Consider the following 17,067-nt stretch of genomic DNA (forward strand, 5'->3'; position numbering starts at 1 on the left):
CTGAGCTACGTCATGAAATCTGCGGTCCTCGTCTTTCCCGGCATCAATCGCGAACGTGACATGGCACGCGCGCTCAAGCTCGCTTCCGGTCATGAAGCCCAGATGGTCTGGCACGCCGAGACCTCGCTGCCCAAAGGTACCGATCTTGTGGTGGTGCCCGGTGGATTTTCCTATGGCGATTACCTGCGCTGTGGCGCCATCGCGGCGCGTTCGCCCGTGATGGATGCGGTGCGCGCTTTCGCGGCCGACGGCGGACTCGTGCTTGGTGTCTGTAACGGGTTTCAGATCCTCTGCGAGTCCGGCCTGTTGCCCGGCGTTCTCATGCGCAACGCGCAGCTGAAATTCGTCTGCCGCGACGTGCATCTGCGGGTCGAGCGCTCCGACACGCCGTTTACGCGCGGTTACAATGCCGGCCAGATCATTCGCGTGCCGGTCGCGCATGGCGAGGGCAATTACGAAGCGGATGAAGAGACGCTGAAGCGGATAGAAGGCGAGGGCAGGGTGCTCTATCGCTATTGCTCCGCGGACGGCGTGGTCGACGAAAATTCCAACTTCAACGGCGCCGCGCAATCGATCGCGGGCCTCGTCAATGAGCGCGGCAATGTGCTCGGCATGATGCCGCATCCGGAAAATCACGTCGAAGACATCATGGGCTGCACCGACGGTCGCGGCCTGTTCGCGGGGCTTGTCGCGCATCTGGAGCGCGCTGCGTGAATCTATTCGGGGTTCGGCTGCTCGCACTTGTTGCCGCGGTTTCGTTTGCGACCTGTGCCAACGCGCAGGATTTTCCAAATCATCCGATCACGATGATCGTGCCGTTCGCGGCCGGTGGAACGTCGGACGTTGTCGCGCGCACGGTCGCCGAGCAAATGGGCCTGGCGCTCGGACAGAACATCGTGATCGAGAATATCGGCGGCGCCGGGGGCTCGACCGCGCTGGCCAAGGCCGCGCGCGCGGCGCCTGACGGCTACACCATCGCGATCGGCAATGCCGGCACCAATGCGGCGTCCTACACGATCTATCCGGACCTGCCGTTCACGCCGGACTCATTTGTGCCGATCGCCATGGTGGCGAAGACGTTCGGCATCATCGCGCTGCGCAAGGATTTTCCTGCCCAGAGCGTGAAGGAGTTCATCACCTACGCCAAAAGCAACCCCGGCAAGGTCAATCTCGGCCATGCCGGCGTCGGCTCATCGAATTACCTGATCTGCAAGAGTTTCGTGCAGGCGGCCGGGATCGATGTGGCGCTGGTCAGCTATCGCGGCGCTGCGCCCGCGTTGACGGACGCAATCGGCGGCCAGATCGATGGCGTCTGCGATGCGGCGGCTTCGGTGTCGCAGTCGATCCAGGGCAAGCTGGTCAAGGGCCTGGTGGTCGGTTCGACGGTTCGGCTGCCGACGTTGCCGGATCTGCCGACCTCGGCGGAAGCAGGCCTTCCCGAATTCGAGGCGCAGGGCTGGAACGGATTGTTCGCGCCAAAGGGAACGCCGCCGGAGCTCATCGCCAAGCTCAACACCGCGGCGCGCACCGCTGTTGAAAGCGATGCGGTCAAAAAGCGCTTTGCCGATCTGTCGACCGTCGCGCCAGATGCCAACGAGCACGCGCCCGAAGTGCTGCAGCAATTGGTGGCGCGCGACGTCGAGAAGTATCACAAGCTGTTGCAACAGAAATAAGCAACGGCCGTCCCCATCACCTCTCCCGTTGGGAGAGGTCGGCGCGCAGCGCCGGGTGAGGGGTTCCGGTCCAGCGATAGGCTGAGCTACGGCTGGCGTGAAACTTGCTCCTGCACTCCTATTCGCCGAACGCTGATCGTCGGACAGGAGATGTCATGCTTATTCGCAAAGCTTCCTGGCGCAACGCTTTCTGCGCCCTTGCGCTATCGGCTGTTTTATTGTGCGGCAAATCCGCAATGGCCGAAACGACACTGCGCATCGCCATGACTGCGGCCGATATCCCGACCGCAACCGGATTGCCGAATAACGGCTTTGAAGGAATGCGCTTCCTCGGCTACCCGATTTTTGAAGGCCTGGTGCTGTGGGATTTGACCAGGACCGACCAACTGGCGGCTTTGCGCCCCGGGCTCGCGGAGAAATGGGAGCAGGATCCGGCTGACAACAAGACTTGGATCTTCCATCTGCGCCGCGGCGTGAAATTCCACGACGGCACGGATTTCAACGCCGATGCCGTGATCTGGAACCTGGATCGCTATTTCAACAATTCCAGCCCGCAATTCGAGGCGCCGAGTTCGGCGATGTCGCGGGCGCGCGTGCCGCTGATGGGCTCCTACAAGAAGATTGATGACAGCACCGTCGCCATCACCACGACGAAACCGGCATCTTATTTCCCCTATATGGTTGTCTATCTGCTGTTCACCTCGCCGGCCTCGTTCGAAAAGGCCGGTCATGATTGGGCCAAGGTCGCGACCTTGCCGGCGGCCGGCACCGGGCCGTTCCGCATCACCAGGATCCTGCCGCGGCAGGAGGCTGATCTGTCGCGGTGGGATAAATATTGGGACGCCGCCAAGATGGCGAAAGTCGACAATGTCGTGCTGATGCCGATCCCCGAGGCGAATTCGCGTCTGGCGGCGTTGCGTTCCGGTCAGGTGGACTGGATCGAGGTGCCTCCGGCTGATGGCCTCTCCTCGCTGAAATCGGCCGGCTACATCATCACGACCGGCTCCTATCCTCATGTCTGGCCGTGGTTTTACAACATCGGTGCGACCAACAGTCCCTTCAAGGATGTCAGGGTTCGCCAGGCCCTGAACTACTGCGTCGACCGGGACGGGCTGGTGTCATTGCTCAACGGGACCGCGGAGCCCTCGGTGGGCTGGCTCAAGATCGGTGATCCCGATTTTGGCGCACCGGCCAATCTCTACAAATTCGATCCGGCCAAAGGCAAGGCGCTGCTCGCCGAGGCCGGATACACACCAGCAAAGCCGTTGTCGTTCAAGGTGATGATCTCGAATTCCGGTTCGGGACAGATGCTGCCCTTGCCGATGAACGAATTCCTGCAGCAGAATCTGAAAGAGGACTGCGGCGTCAATGTCGAGTTCGATGTGATCGAATGGCAGGTTCTTTTGACGGCGGCCCGCGCCACGCCCGACAGCCCGAGTTTGCAGGGTGCGATGGCGCTCAATATCAGTTCGCCATCGTCGGATCCCGGCGTCATGGCGCGCTATTTCTCATCCGCCAATTTTTCGCCGAACGGCTTCAATTTCGAGCAATGGAAGGACGATGAATTCGAGGCCGCGCTCAAGACGGTCGGGGACTCCACCGATCCCAAGGAAATCTCGGCGGCCTATCGCAAGGCGCATGAACGTCTCGTCGACAACCCTCCCTGGCTCTATATCGTCCACGATCTCAACCCGCGCGCGATGAGTCCCAAGGTCAAGGGCTTCGTCTCGCCGCAGTCGTGGTTCGTCGATCTGACGCTAGTCAGTATGCAGTAAGATAGACGGGGAAGCGTCAGGTCTCAGGCGGCCGGCAGCGTTCGCCGCTTCACGCGCTTGATGGTGCCGGAAAAGGAGAACAGCGAGCGATCGCCGGATTTCAGCAGCCCGCGCAGGAAGATCAGCGAGCCGCCGGCGCGCATGATTTCGCCGTCGCATTCGATCAACTCGCCTTCGCGGGCGGCATCGAGAAATTCGCTGGCAAACGACACCGTGACCCCGGGTCCCTCGAGCAGGGGCGAGGCGATGGCGAACAGGCAGTAGTCCGCGAACGTCATGAAGCAACCGCCATGGACATTGCCCATGCCGTTGAGATGCTTCTTTTCGACCCGGAAGGCGCAGCGCACGCGACCGTCGTCGTCCATCCGGTGCCAGAACGGCCCGTTGAGGGATTCGAAGCTGTCGCGGCTCCAGGTCCGCCAGCCGGCGAATTCGCCTGAAGTTTCGACATGCAGGTCGGGGCGGTTGCGATATGCGGTTTTGGTCAGGTCGTCCACGCGATATGGCCTTCCATTGAGGGTTTCAGCCCTTAAATCCGATCCATCCGCGATGTGCAAACCTTGATGGAAGGCGTTGCCGCCGCAAAGCTATGGACATCGGGAAATTGCGCCATAAAAGGCCTTTTCCACCCCTGCCGATCTCCCTAATAAGGGACTTCACTCGCACAAGAAGCCTCATGAACCAGCCGCAAATCACCCCTGAACTCGTTGCCAGCCATGGGCTCAAACCCGACGAGTATGAGCGCATTCTCAAGCTGATCGGCCGCGTGCCGAGCTTCACCGAGCTTGGGATTTTCTCGGCGATGTGGAACGAGCACTGCTCGTATAAATCCTCCCGAATCCATCTGCGGGGACTGCCGACCAAGGCGCCGTGGGTGATCCAGGGACCGGGCGAGAACGCCGGCGTCATCGACATCGGCGATGGCCAGGCGGTGGTGTTCAAGATGGAGAGCCACAACCATCCGAGCTACATCGAGCCGTATCAGGGCGCGACCACGGGCGTCGGCGGCATCCTGCGCGACGTCTTCACCATGGGCGCGCGCCCGATCGCGTGCCTCAATGCGCTGAGCTTCGGCGCGCCGGAGCATCCCAAGACCCGCCATCTGGTGTCGGGCGTCGTCGCCGGTGTTGGCGGCTATGGCAATTCGTTCGGCGTGCCGACGGTGGGCGGGCAGGTGCGTTTCCACACCCGCTATGACGGCAACATCCTGGTCAACGCGATGGCGGTTGGCCTCGCCGACACCGACAAGATCTTCTACGCGGCGGCATCCGGCGTGAACATGCCGATCGTCTATCTCGGCTCCAAGACCGGTCGCGACGGCATTCACGGCGCCTCGATGGCGTCGGCCGAATTCGACGATGATTCCGCCGAGAAGCGCCCGACCGTTCAGGTCGGCGACCCCTTCGCGGAGAAGCTGCTGTTGGAGGCCTGCCTCGAAATCATGGAAGCCGATTGCGTGATCGCGATCCAGGACATGGGCGCGGCGGGGCTGACCTGCTCGGCGGTGGAGATGGGCGCCAAGGGCGATCTCGGCGTCGATCTCGATCTCGACGCGGTGCCGACGCGTGAAACCGGCATGAGCGCCTACGAGATGATGCTCTCGGAGAGTCAGGAGCGCATGCTCATGGTGCTCAAGCCGGAGAAGGAAAAACAGGCCGAAGCGATCTTCCGCAAATGGGGGCTCGATTTCGCCGTTGTCGGCTACACCACGCCGAGCAAGCGCTTTGTCGTGAAGCATGGTGGCGACGTCATGGCCGATCTGCCGATCAAGGAACTGGGCGACGAAGCCCCGCTGTATGATCGCCCGCATGTCGCGACGCCGCTATTGCCGGTCGTCCATGCGCGCGACGTCCAGCCGCCGATCGGGATCATGCCGGCGCTGGAAAAACTGATCGCGACGCCGGAGCTTTGCTCCAAGCGCTGGGTCTGGGAGCAGTATGATCACGTCATTCTCGGCAACACCGTCCAACGCCCGGGCGGCGACGCTGCCGTGGTGCGGGTACAGGATGGTCCGAAGGGACTGGCGCTGACAGTCGACGTCACGCCGCGCTACTGCGAGGCCGATCCGTATCAGGGCGGCATGCAGGCGGTAGCGGAGGCCTGGCGCAACATCACGGCGGTGGGCGGGCGGCCGCTCGCGATCACCGACAATCTCAATTTCGGCAATCCGGAACGGCCGGAGATCATGGGCCAGTTCGTCGGCTGCCTGAAGGGCATCTCCGAAGCCTGCCGCACGCTCGACTTCCCCGTCGTGTCCGGCAACGTCTCGCTCTACAACGAGACCAACGGCCGCGGCATCCTGCCGACGCCCTCGATCGGCGGCGTCGGCCTGCTCGACGATTTCACGAAATCGGCAACGCTTGCATTCAAGGCCGCCGATGAGGCGATTCTGCTGATTGGCGACACGCAGGGCTGGCTCGGACAATCCGTCTATCTGCGCGACGTCTGCGGCCGCGAAGAAGGCGCGCCGCCGCCGGTCGATCTCGCCGCGGAAAAGCGCAACGGCTGCGTGGTGCGGGGCATGATCCACGCCGGGACGGCGACAGCCGTACATGACGTTTCCGATGGCGGGCTTTTGATTGCGCTGGCGGAGATGGCGATGTCGGGCGGCGTCGGTGCGCAATTGCTGGCGGCGCCGGCATCAATTGTGCCGCATGCATATTGGTTCGGCGAGGACCAGGCCCGCTACATCGTCACCGTGCCGGCGCAGGAGGCCGGTCTGGTGCTGGCAAAAATGAAGGGCGCCGGCGTGCCCTGCGTGCGTATCGGCACCACTGGCGGCGACGCGATCACCGTGGCCGGCGAGCCGGCGGTTTCGGTTGCGTCACTCAAGTCCGCTTTTGAACGCTGGTTGCCTGCTTACATGGCCGGCGCGCATTAGAGACCGGTTCCAATTTGACAAGAACCGGCTCCAGTCTCTTGTTTTGATGCGTTTTCCCAACGCGAACCGACATCCACCCCGCTATCGAGGTGCGGGCAGGGTTTCGCTCGAACGCTATGATAAATTCAAACCGTTAGGGGAGGTCCGATACGGCTACAAGCATGGTCAGGCTGAGGGCGGTAGCAATCAAAATAGCCGATAGTCCCATTGGGTGTCCTTTCGAATGGACCCTGGACACGCCTCCCTCATCAAGCAGATGCAGTTTTGATGCCAAGCCAAAGCGCTTTCTTGAAGAAAACGCGCCGGACACCCCCTCGGGGAATAAAGACCTAAAGCACCCGCGTCGCGCCCGGAATTTTCCGCAGCGCCGCCGTCAATGCCCAGCTCAATGCCACCGTAAGCACGAATACGATGGCAACCTTGACGATCGCAGGCAGATCGAAATCGAATAGCCAATATTGCAGCCACAGCGCGATCGGGTAGTGCACCAGGAACATGCCGTAGGCGTCAGGCTGCATCGGATCGAGCAGGCTCCAGCCCGATTGTTTGAACCGCAGGAAGTACGCCAGGATCGCGAACAGGATGGCGGCGCTGAAGGCCACGTAGAACAAGCCGTAGCTTGCCAGATACCAAGGCGGCTGGACGGGAGGATTGCCCAATATTTCGCGCTTGATGTAGATCATCACCCACATCAGGCAATATGGAATCAGCGTTGCTGCGATCCAGCCCCAGCTGCTCTTTGCCAGCCGCCCGCTCGTGCCGAGAACGCCGCGATCGAAATTCGCAGCGCCAATGCCGGCGCCGATGAAGAAGTAGGCGGCATAGAGCAGCACGCGACTGGCCTGCACCGAGAACGGTCCGAACTCGAACCAGCGGTTCGGTCCGAAATAAAGCAGCGCCGGAATATAGACGATGGCCGTGACGACCAACAGAAACAGGAAGAATGCGGCTGGCTGGTCGAAACCGCGCAGCGAGACGCGATTGATCGGGTCGACGAGGCGGGATGACAGCCGATACAGCAGGCTTGCCATCAGATCGAACGCCAGCAGCACCCAGACGAACCATAGCGGGCCGCTCGGCCACGGCCCCACCGTCACCGTTTTCAACCAGAATGCCGAGAAGCTGATGTCGGGCTGCTGGCGAAGCGCGATAGCGTAATAGGCGATCGGTATGACGGTGAAGGCTGCGATCGCAAACGGCAGGCCGAGCCGGAGCAGGCGATCCCGCAAGAATATCAGCGGCGCCTTATGCCCAAGCCCCGGCCATACGAACAGCCCTGACAGGAAAAAGAACATCGCCATGAAGAAGCTGTCGGTGGCGAGCACGACCATATCGAAGCCGATCCACGATTTGGGATCGGTATGACCGAAATGGGTGTAGGGAATGACCGCATGATGCATAAGCACCACGAGCGTCAGAAAGGTGCGGGAGCGGTCGAGCGAGGCGTTGCGCGCTTTGGCTTTTGGCGCAGCGCGAACGTCAGCGCCCGTTGCGGTATGGGAGATCGATGACATAAGCGCCTCGGCAGGCTGATGCTGCCGGATGTTGCCGCCGGGAACCCGATTCAGCAAGACCCAATCGGCAGATTTGCAAGGCCGATGCAATCCCGGATTTCCCGGACCGTGCCGCCGATCGCCGGACTGGCTGGGATCGGCGTCGGCGATCCGTCCGCTGCCGGCTTTGTTCGGGAACCGGTTCCACCGCCCGAAGTTATAGATCAGCGAAATCTCGAGCCGCGGCCCACGCGGCCAATTCGGAGCAAGCAATGACGATCTTGAAATGGGCGCTGATCTTCTTCGTGGTGTCGATCATCGCCGGCGTCCTTGGATTCACTGGCGTTTCGGCCGCGTCCGCCGACGTCGCCCGCTTCCTGTTTTACGTCTTTGTCGTGATCTTCCTGGTCCTGTTGATCCTGGGCCTCACGATATTCAGGGTGTAGGGGACGCTCTCGATCACAGCAGACGTCGTCGTCATAGCGATGAAGCAACCAACTCCGTCATTCCGTGGTGGTGCGCCAGCACCAGACCCGGAATCTCGAGATTCCGGGTTCGAAGCTCTGCTTCGCCCCGGAATGACGCTCCAAATATCTACAACCCCTCAGGCCACTTCCTCGATCTTGACCTTATCCGGATAGAACGCGAGGTGGCCGGAGATTTCCGTCATCGCCGGGAACGGCGTCTCATAGGTCCAGATCGAGTTTTCGATGGTCTTGCCGTTGGCCAGGACGCTGAAATAACTCGCATCTCCCTTATAGGGGCAGTGCGTGGTCCGGTCGGTGCGTTTGAGCAGCGCCATATTGGCGTCGCTGCGCGGCACATATTGCACGGCCGGGTAGCTGGCTTCCTTGAGCGTCAGGGCATGGGTGGTGTCGGCAATGACAACGCCGTCAGCTGTCACGCGGATGCGTTTCGGGTTCGCCGTAATGGTGATGGGATGGTCGGGGCCGGGGAGTTTCATGATGGTCAGCCTTTTCGGTCAGTCCGTTGTGATCGGTAGAGGCGATCTGGCACATTTCAAACGATTAGATCAGGAATATAGTGCCGTGGCACGTGACCTAGAAGGGCGTCCGCGCTAGGTTTGGGCGTCACGGTCGCGAGACCCTCAGAAGCCAGACTGGAGAAAACCTGGATGCCGATGGACGCCCACGATATCGAATCGATGATCAAGGCAGCGATTCCCGATGCCGAGGTGACGATCCGCGACCTCGCTGGCGATGGCGACCACTATGCGGCGACGGTGATTTCGGCCTCGTTCCGCGGCAAATCCCGCGTTCAGCAGCATCAGATCGTCTATCAATCGCTGAAGGGCCAGATGGGCGGCGTGCTTCATGCGCTGGCCCTGCAGACCGGGGTACCTAGCGGACCCGGGGTACCGGAGGGTTAGGCGGGGACGGCGGCCATGGCGGGCGGCGACCAACGCGGTGCGCTGTTTCGTCCCACATTGCCCAACCATCACAGCCGCGTCACCAATGCCGAGCTGTTTTTCGACCTGGTGTTCGTTTTCGCTGTCACGCAGATTTCACACACCTTGCTCGGCCGCTTTACCCCGCTCGGCGCATTGCAGGTCACGCTGCTGTTTCTGGGTGTCTGGTGGGTGTGGGTCTACACCACCTGGATCACCAACTGGCTTGATCCAGAACTAACCCCGGTCCGGGTCCTGCTGTTTTTGCTGATGCTCGGCGGGCTGGTGCTCTCGACCTCGATTCCGCAGGCTTTTGAAAGCAGGGGGATCTGGTTCGCGATCGCCTATGCCGCGATGCAGGTCGGGCGGACGATTTTTCTCCTGGTGTCGATCCCGCGGACGCAGAGTTCGATCCGGATGAACGCGGTCCGCATCCTGGTCTGGCTGTCGACATCGGCGGTGTTCTGGATTGGCGGTGGTCTCGCGCAAGGCCAGTCCCGGCTGTGGCTGTGGATGGTGGCCTTGGTGATCGAATATCTGTCGCCCGCGGCGCGGTTCTGGGTGCCCAAATACGGCATGTCCTCGATCGAGGACTGGGCCGTCGAAGGCGGTCACATGGCGGAGCGCTGTGCTGGCTTCATCATTATAGCGCTCGGCGAATCCATTGTCGTCACCGGGGCAACGTTTGCCGATCTGAGCTGGACCGCGGACAATGTCACCGCCTTCGTGTCGGCCTTTATCGGCAGCATCGCGATGTGGTGGATCTATTTCCACAAGGGCGCGGAAGCAGGGTCCGAACGGATTTCGAAATCCAGTGCGCCGGGGCGGCTGGCGCGACTGGCCTATACCTATCTGCACATGCCGATCGTGGCCGGCATCATTGTCGGCGCGGTGGCCGATGAGCTGGTGCTGAACCACCCGGCCGGCCATTCCGATGCGAAGACGGTGCTAAGCGCGATCGGCGGTCCGCTGTTGTTCCTGATCGGAACGATCCTGTTCAAGCACGCGATCCGCGGCTGGCTTCAGCTGTCGCATGGCGTCGGCATCGTTGCCCTGGCCATTTTGGCGTGGTTCGCAAGCGATCTGTCGCCACTCATGCTGTCGATCGTCACCACCGCGATCCTGATCGTCGTCGCGGTATGGGAAACCGTCTCGCTGCAATCGGGAGCTGGAACGTTTTCGAGCGAAGTGGGTGCCGGTTCGCGTAAAGAAAACGCGTAAAATCAAAGGTTAGAGCCTCGGTTCTGATTCAATCAGAACCGAGAAGGCTCTACGAATTCTCAGTCCGAAGCCACCAGCGCATGAACCGAAAACATGCCGGCCTTGTCGGTCCACGACTTTACTGCCGTCCAGCCGGAGCCGCGCGCCAGCGCCGAGAAGCGCTCGAGGCTGTATTTATAGCTGTTCTCGGTATGAATGCTTTCGCCGGCGCGGAACGCGATGCTGGTGCCGAGCATGCGCACGGTCTGCGGTTTCTTGCTGATCAAATGCATCTCGATGCGATGCCGCTCGCGATTGTAGATCGCGCGATGGCTAAAGGCCGAGAGGTCGAAATTGCCGCCGAGTTCGCGATTGATGCGCACCAGGACGTTGAGATTGAAGCGCGCCGTGACGCCGGCGGCATCATTATACGCCTCATACAGGACGCGTTCGTCCTTTTCGAGGTCGACGCCGATAATCATCTGCGCGCCCGCGCCGAGGATCTCGCGGGCGCTGCGCAAAAAGGCGCAGGCCTCATGCGGTTCAAAATTGCCAAGCGTCGAGCCTGGAAAGAATCCGACCTTCGGCATTCCCGCAATGGCCGCCGGAAGCGCGAACGGGGCGGTGAAATCCGCCGCCACCGGATAGACCGCCAGCTCAGGGAAATCCTTGCGCAGCGCGTCGGCCTGGACTTTCAGGAAGTCGCCGGAAATATCGACGGGCACGTAGGCGCCGATGGCGCAGTTCTCCAGCAGCAGCCGGACTTTTGTGGTCGCACCGGCGCCGAATTCGACCAAGGCCGCGCCCTTCGGAATGATGGCCGCGATCTCGCTGCTGCGATCCCTGAGAATCGAAAGCTCGGTGCGGGTCGGATAATATTCCGGCAGCCGTGTGATCGCTTCGAACAGCTCCGATCCCGTCGCGTCGTAGAAATATTTCGGCGACAGGCGTTTGGGACGTTGCGACAGGTCATCGATCGCATCGCGCGCGAATACCGAGGTCTGTTCATCGGGAAGATGCGCCTCGGCCAAAGCGGTGGCATGCACATTCATGATACTCTCCAGAACGCGCTTCGGGCGCGCGATTACTCAAGGAAAAAGTCAGGCGTAGTCGGCGAGGCGTAACCCCGTAAATTGCCAGCGGTGGTGCGGATAAAAGAAGTTGCGATAGGTGATACGGCTATGGCCTTGCGGCGTTGCAAGCGAAGAGCCGCGCAGCACTAGCTGGTTGACCATGAACTTGCCATTGTATTCGCCGAGCGCGCCTTCGATCGCGCGGTAGCCGGGGTAGGGCGCATAGGCGCTGCGGGTCCATTGCCACACGATGCCGAAGGCGTCGTTGAGCTGGCCGGCGCGGGCGGCGACCTCCCATTCCATCTCGGTCGGCAAGTGCTTGCCGCTCCAGCGTGCGAAAGCATCCGCCTCATAATAACTGACGTGGCTGACCGGGGCGTTCGGATCGACCGGCTGCAACCCGCCGAGCGTCATCACTTTCCATTCGCTATCGATCTGGCGCCAGTGGCCAGGCGCCTGCCACTCTTCGTTGGTGACGGTTGCAAAGCCATCCATCAGCCACAGCGTCGCCGTGCGGTAGCCGCCATCTGCCATAAAGCCGAGCCATTCGGCATTGGTGACGAGATCGCGGCCAAGCCTGACCGGACCGACCAGCGCGCGATGGGCTGGTTTCTCATTGTCGAAATGGAAGCTGTCGTCGGTATGGCCGACGGTGTGGATGCCCTCGTTGAGAGAGACCCATTGGTCGCCGCCGCGCGTTGAGGCCGGAAAGCGCCAGGCCGGATCATAGGCCGGCGGAATCGGGTTCTGCGCAAACGCATGGAGGATGTCGGTCAGTATCAATTCCTGATGCTGCTGCTCGTGATTGAGACCGACTTCGACCAGCGGCGCGAGTTTCGCCAAAGCATCCGCATCCGATGTCTGGAAGAATTTCACCACGGCGGCGTCGACGTGCCGGCGATAGGCGGTGACTTCCTCGGCGCTGGGCCGTGTCAGATGGCCGCGCTGGTGGCGGGCGTGCCGCGGTCCGGCGCTGACGTAATAAGAATTGAACAGATAGGCATAATCAGGATGAAACGGCTGGTAGCCCCGGCAATGTTCGCCGAGCAAGAATTGCTCGAAAAACCAGGTGGTGTGGGCGCGATGCCATTTCGCGGGGCTCGCGTCCGGCATCGACTGGATCAGCTGGTCTTCCGGTGTCAACGGCGCGGTGCGGCGCTCGGTCTCGTTTCTCACAGCGAGATAGGCTTCCACCAGATTCTGGGCGAGGGTGCCTGAATCGGAGAAAAGTGACGGATGGGGGGGTGCAAAGGCGGCCGCGGCGGATGCTGATTTCGTCACAGGTGTCTCCGTCGGGGAGAGAACGTTGATGTTGCGAACTGGTTCCTGGCGGACAGTCCGTCCTAGATAGGTGCTCCGTTCCGGGATAAAAGCCTCCCCGAACCATGATATTGCCCTCATCAGCCAATGGTCCGCCCCCCTCGCAGCCGGCCCCCGGTATGCCAGCTCTTCGCCATTTTACTTTGGATGCACAACGGTTTGGGCTACATATATGTTCAGTGTCGGGCTAGATGGACGAGGCGGCCGCGAGCCCATGCCGCGAGGGCTTAAACCCCGGAAGGAAGAGAATATGAGCATCGAGCAATTCATCGAGAACGAAGTGAAGTCGAACGACGTCGTGCTGTTCATGAAGGGCACGCCGCAGTTTCCGCAGTGCGGTTTTTCCGGTCAGGTGGTCCAGATCCTCGATCACGTCGGGGTCGGTTATAAGGGCGTGAACGTTCTCGAGTCCGCCGAGCTTCGCAATGGCATCAAGACCTACTCGAACTGGCCGACCATCCCGCAGCTTTACGTCAAGGGCGAGTTCGTCGGCGGATGCGACATCATCCGTGAGATGTTCCAGGCTGGCGAGCTGCAGCAGCTTATGGCCGAGAAGGGCGTCGCGGTCAGCGCGTCGGCTTAACCTTGGCCGCGCGCCAGATCGGCACGGCGCGGCTCGAAGTCATCGTCGCCGATATTACGACGCTGCGCGTTGACGCTGTCGTCAACGCCGCGAACACTTCATTACTTGGCGGTGGCGGCGTCGACGGCGCCATCCACCGTGCGGCTGGCCCTGAGCTGCTGGCCGAATGCCGCACCCTCCACGGCTGCGCGACCGGCGACGCCAAAATCACCCGAGGGTACCGGTTGCCGGCACGGCACGTGATTCATGCCGTTGGCCCGGTCTGGCACGGCGGCAGCCAGGGCGAAGATGCCGCTCTCGCCTCCTGCTACGCCCGTGCGATCGAGTTGTGCCAAAGCCATCATCTGGCGTCGGTTGCCTTTCCCGCGATTTCCACCGGCATCTATCGCTTTCCCGCTGATCGCGCGGCGCGGATCGCGGCTTCAACCACCGTTGATGCGCTGGCAGCAGCGCCGGCCGTAACACGCGTGATTTTCTGCTGCTTTTCCAACGATAGCGCCCGGCTGCACGCGGAGGTGCTTGACGAGTTCGGCAACCCTTGTGCCGATTGAACCGGCCGCTACACTCCGCGGCGCTTGGCTCCGGGGAGGGGACAATGAATTCACGGCATATGGCGCGGTCGCTGATCTCGGGTGCGTTGCTGACACTGGCGGCGCTATCCTCAGCCGGCGCAGAAGGCACCTTCGATATTCCTGCGGGGGCGCATTTCAACCCGCAAAAGCTTGAGCGCATCGGCGACTATTTTCGCGACCAGATTGCGAACGGCAAGATTCCCGGCGCGGTCCTCCTGATCTCGCAGCATGGCAAGCCGGTCTATCACGAATTCTTCGGTGTGCAGGACGTCGTCTCCAAGAAGCCGATGACCGACGACACGATCTTCCGCATTTTCTCGATGACCAAGCCGATCACGTCGGTTGCGGCGATGATGCTAATTGATGAAGGCAAACTGAAGCTCGACGATCCTGTCGCCAAATACATTCCGTCGTTTGCCAAGGTCAAAGTGGGCGTCGAAAAGCAAGCCGAAAACGGCGAAAAATCGCTCGAACTCGTGCCGGTGGACCGGCCGATCACGGTTTTCGACCTGATGACGCAAACCTCCGGGATTACCTACGGCTTCTACGGCGGCAGCCTCGTCCGCAAGGCCTATGCCAATGCCAAGATCTATGACGGCGATTTCGACAATGCCGAGTTTGCGGAGCGCATCGCCCAGCTACCGCTCGCCGAGCAGCCGGGCACGCTATGGGATTACGGCCATTCGACCGACATTCTCGGTCGCATCATTGAAATCGTGTCGGGAAAATCGCTGTTTCAGTTTGAAAAGGAAAAACTGCTCGACCCGCTCGGTATGACCGAAACCACCTTTTACGTCACCGATCCTGCGAAGCAAAAGTTGATCGCACTGCCCATGCCGAACGACAGCGATTTCAGGGTGGGATTCGTAAGCAGCGCGTCCGTTGCCATGAAATGGGAATCCGGCGGCGGCGGCATGGTCACATCCATGGCTGATTTTGCACGCTTCTCGAAGATGCTGCTCGACGGCGGCAAATTCGACGGCAAGCAATATCTCAGCCCCAAGGCGTTCGAGATGATGACGTCGGATCACGTCGGCCCGGATTCGGGCGTCAAGCGTGACTATTTCTATTTCCCTGGCGACGGGTTCGGCTTCGGTCTCGGCTTCGGCGTCCGCACCAATCCCGGCAACGCCAAGCCGCCGCCGGCGGGCTCGCTCGGCGAATTGAAATGGGATGGCGCCAGCGGCTGCTATTTCGTGATCGACCGCAAGCAGGACATGTTCTTCGTGTTGCTGGAACAGACCCCGTCGGAGCGTCAGAAGATCCAGCCGGCGGTCAAGAAGATGATCTATGAAGCGATGGAGAACTGACGGAGCCGCACGCCGAGCAGGCGTTGCGGTCGCGCTTGCGCTCCTCATCGTCGCGACCGCAGGCCGCGCCGAGCCGCCGCTTTCCTATTCCGTCAGCTTTTCGCACGCCGGGCTTGAGCGCGTCAGCGATTACATGCGCAACGAAGTCGCGACCGGCAAGATTCCCGGCGCCATCGTTCTGATCCAGCAGCACGGCCGTCCGGTCTATTTCGAAAAATTCGGCGTGCTCGACGTCGAGAGCAAGCGTCCGATGGCAGAGGATGCGATCTTTCGTCTCTATTCGATGTCAAAGCCGATCACATCGGTCGCGGCGATGATGCTGGTCGAAGACGGCAAGCTCGCGCTCGACGATCCCCTCTCAAAATACATCCCCGCATTTGCCGACGTGAAGGTCGGCGTCGAAGAGCCGAATGAAAGCGGCAAGCCGGCACTCGCGCTCGAACCGCTCAAGCGCCCGATCACGATCGAAGACCTGTTGCGCCACACCTCGGGCCTGACGTACGGATTCTATGGCGACAGCGCCGTGCGGAAACTTTATGCGAATTCCGATCTGTTCAAGGGCGATTTCGATAATGCCGAGTTCGCCGACCGGCTCGCAAAGCTGCCGCTGGCCGAGCAGCCGGGAACGCTGTGGGATTACGGGCATTCGACCGATGTGCTTGGCCGCGTCATCGAGGTGGTGTCGGGAAAATCCTTATTTCAGTTCGAGAAGGAACGCCTGCTTGATCCGCTCGGAATGCGCGAGACCGCGTTCTACGTCGCGGACGAAGCCAAGCGCCCGCGGATCGCCGAGCCGATGCCGAACGACCGCTTCACCAGTCCGATCGCCGGCATCCGGAATCCGATGCTGAAACGGCGCTGGGAATCGGGCGGCGCCGGCATGGTCGGCACCACAGGCGATTACGTGCGGTTTGCACAGATGCTGCTCAATGGCGGCACGCTCGATGGCAGGCGCTATCTCAAGCCTGAAACCGTCGCCCTGATGACTTCGGACCATATCGGGCCCGAGACAAAAATCGCGCGCGACTATTTCTATTTCCCCGGGGCAGACAGTGGGTTCGGCCTCGGCTTCGCCGTCCGCACCATGCAGCCGCCCAATACGCCGTTGCCGCTGGGCGAATACCGCTGGGACGGCGTTGCCGGCACCTTCTTCTTCATTGACCCCAAGGACGACATGTTCGTGATCTGCATGATGCAGACGCCGTCGCAGCGTGGCCGGATCGAGACTGAGGTGAAGACGCTGGTTTATGACGCGCTGGGGAATTAATCCTTGATCGGCTCTGTAACGAGCCGCACGCCGAACGAACTGATTACTTTTCGGACCGTATCAAACTCGGGTTTCGACGATCCATTGAAAGATTTGTACAGACTTTCGCGCGACAGACCCGTTTCCTTCGCCACGTTGGTCATTCCCTTTGCTCTCGCAACGGTATCAAGAGCAGTAGAAATATAGGTCGCGTCATCGGTTGCCAATGCCTCGTTCAGATAAGCGGCGATGGCTTCCGGGGTCTTGAGATAATCCGCCGCATCGAACTTCGAGATTTTCACCATCTGCTTTCCCTCTCACAATTCGGCAGCTATGTCTTTCGCTCGCTTGATATCCTTCTCTTGCGACGACTTATCTCCGCCGCATAAAAGGAGGACGATGGTGTTGCCGGTTTCTTGAAGTACACCTGGTAACCGGGACCGTGGGGTACTCTCATTTCGCTTACGCCCGCGCCCACTGGCTCAACGTCACCCGGATTACCAAGGCCGAGACGCTCTATGCGGGAAACGATT

Annotated in this window: 17 protein-coding genes; 11 read left to right on the top strand and 6 right to left on the bottom strand. The window is 61.0% G+C overall.

The features are described from left to right. Positions 1-12: 12 nt before the first annotated feature. From purQ to BLV09_RS01570, 3 genes are all read left to right on the top strand, one after another. Positions 13-714: a phosphoribosylformylglycinamidine synthase subunit PurQ gene (purQ, locus tag BLV09_RS01560; RefSeq protein WP_100382708.1), complete on the top strand. Its 702-nt coding sequence runs from the start codon at positions 13-15 to the stop codon at positions 712-714. Beyond that, complete coding sequence (locus BLV09_RS01565) at positions 711-1,673, top strand: tripartite tricarboxylate transporter substrate-binding protein (RefSeq protein WP_167558586.1); 963 nt, start codon at positions 711-713, stop codon at positions 1,671-1,673. Before purQ ends, BLV09_RS01565 begins: the two co-directional genes overlap by 4 nt. 155 nt (positions 1,674-1,828) lie before the next feature. Then, positions 1,829-3,448 carry an ABC transporter substrate-binding protein gene (locus BLV09_RS01570; protein WP_146686083.1) on the top strand — a complete coding sequence of 540 codons (1,620 nt, stop codon included), beginning with the start codon at positions 1,829-1,831 and terminating at the stop codon, positions 3,446-3,448. Between the two features lie 23 nt (positions 3,449-3,471). Here BLV09_RS01570 and BLV09_RS01575 read toward each other — a convergent pair whose 3' ends face one another. After that, positions 3,472-3,945 (bottom strand): PaaI family thioesterase, encoded by a 474-nt coding sequence (locus BLV09_RS01575; RefSeq protein ID WP_146686084.1) that lies wholly within the window; start codon positions 3,943-3,945, stop codon positions 3,472-3,474. A 179-nt stretch (positions 3,946-4,124) separates the two neighbouring features. On the opposite strand from BLV09_RS01575, the gene purL reads away from it, so the two are divergent. After that, positions 4,125-6,329 carry a phosphoribosylformylglycinamidine synthase subunit PurL gene (gene purL, locus BLV09_RS01580; RefSeq protein WP_146686085.1) on the top strand — a complete coding sequence of 735 codons (2,205 nt, stop codon included), beginning with the start codon at positions 4,125-4,127 and terminating at the stop codon, positions 6,327-6,329. Between the two features lie 329 nt (positions 6,330-6,658). Here the strand turns inward: purL and BLV09_RS01585 are convergent, their stop codons facing one another. Further along, entirely contained in the window at positions 6,659-7,843 is a 1,185-nt protein-coding gene (locus BLV09_RS01585; RefSeq protein WP_146686086.1) for an acyltransferase family protein, read from the bottom strand. 251 nt (positions 7,844-8,094) lie between these two features. Here BLV09_RS01585 and BLV09_RS01590 point away from each other — a divergent pair, with 251 nt between their 5' ends. Further along, entirely contained in the window at positions 8,095-8,268 is a 174-nt protein-coding gene (locus BLV09_RS01590) for a DUF1328 domain-containing protein (RefSeq protein ID WP_100386976.1), read from the top strand. A 158-nt stretch (positions 8,269-8,426) separates the two neighbouring features. Here BLV09_RS01590 and BLV09_RS01595 read toward each other — a convergent pair whose 3' ends face one another. Then, on the bottom strand, positions 8,427-8,786 hold the full coding sequence (locus BLV09_RS01595; protein ID WP_100382704.1) for a DUF427 domain-containing protein: 360 nt from the start codon (positions 8,784-8,786) through the stop codon (positions 8,427-8,429). A 171-nt stretch (positions 8,787-8,957) separates the two neighbouring features. On the opposite strand from BLV09_RS01595, the gene BLV09_RS01600 reads away from it, so the two are divergent. Together BLV09_RS01600 and BLV09_RS01605 are read left to right on the top strand one after the other, a co-directional pair. Further along, positions 8,958-9,212 carry a BolA family protein gene (locus BLV09_RS01600; RefSeq protein WP_100382703.1) on the top strand — a complete coding sequence of 85 codons (255 nt, stop codon included), beginning with the start codon at positions 8,958-8,960 and terminating at the stop codon, positions 9,210-9,212. Positions 9,213-9,227: 15 nt separating this feature from the next. Beyond that, on the top strand, positions 9,228-10,451 hold the full coding sequence (locus BLV09_RS01605) for a low temperature requirement protein A (RefSeq protein WP_146686087.1): 1,224 nt from the start codon (positions 9,228-9,230) through the stop codon (positions 10,449-10,451). A 59-nt stretch (positions 10,452-10,510) separates the two neighbouring features. On the opposite strand, the gene egtD is transcribed toward BLV09_RS01605, so the two are convergent. Together egtD and egtB are read right to left on the bottom strand one after the other, a co-directional pair. Beyond that, a complete protein-coding gene (gene egtD, locus BLV09_RS01610; RefSeq protein WP_167558587.1) occupies positions 10,511-11,482 on the bottom strand; it encodes an L-histidine N(alpha)-methyltransferase in 972 nt (323 codons plus the stop codon). A gap of 48 nt (positions 11,483-11,530) precedes the next feature. Continuing rightward, positions 11,531-12,784 (bottom strand): ergothioneine biosynthesis protein EgtB, encoded by a 1,254-nt coding sequence (egtB, locus tag BLV09_RS01615; protein ID WP_146686089.1) that lies wholly within the window; start codon positions 12,782-12,784, stop codon positions 11,531-11,533. Positions 12,785-13,073: 289 nt separating this feature from the next. On the opposite strand from egtB, the gene grxD reads away from it, so the two are divergent. The 4 genes from grxD to BLV09_RS01635 are packed head-to-tail and all read left to right on the top strand — an operon-like array spanning position 13,074 to position 16,555. Continuing rightward, positions 13,074-13,406 (top strand): Grx4 family monothiol glutaredoxin, encoded by a 333-nt coding sequence (grxD, locus tag BLV09_RS01620; protein WP_167558589.1) that lies wholly within the window; start codon positions 13,074-13,076, stop codon positions 13,404-13,406. Between the two features lie 2 nt (positions 13,407-13,408). Further along, positions 13,409-13,957, top strand: a complete 549-nt coding sequence (locus BLV09_RS01625; protein ID WP_146686091.1) for an O-acetyl-ADP-ribose deacetylase — start codon at positions 13,409-13,411, stop codon at positions 13,955-13,957. A gap of 44 nt (positions 13,958-14,001) precedes the next feature. Beyond that, entirely contained in the window at positions 14,002-15,288 is a 1,287-nt protein-coding gene (locus BLV09_RS01630; RefSeq protein ID WP_146686092.1) for a serine hydrolase domain-containing protein, read from the top strand. Beyond that, positions 15,269-16,555: a serine hydrolase domain-containing protein gene (locus BLV09_RS01635; protein WP_146686093.1), complete on the top strand. Its 1,287-nt coding sequence runs from the start codon at positions 15,269-15,271 to the stop codon at positions 16,553-16,555. Before BLV09_RS01630 ends, BLV09_RS01635 begins: the two co-directional genes overlap by 20 nt. Here the strand turns inward: BLV09_RS01635 and BLV09_RS01640 are convergent. After that, positions 16,552-16,839, bottom strand: coding sequence for an addiction module antidote protein (locus BLV09_RS01640; RefSeq protein WP_146686094.1), 288 nt, complete (start codon positions 16,837-16,839; stop codon positions 16,552-16,554). The two genes, BLV09_RS01635 and BLV09_RS01640, sit on opposite strands and share 4 nt — an antisense overlap. Positions 16,840-17,067 lie beyond the last annotated feature (228 nt).

Origin of the sequence: Bradyrhizobium canariense (assembly GCF_900105125.1) — a bacterium.
In the GTDB taxonomy this organism is placed as follows: domain Bacteria; phylum Pseudomonadota; class Alphaproteobacteria; order Rhizobiales; family Xanthobacteraceae; genus Bradyrhizobium; species Bradyrhizobium canariense_A.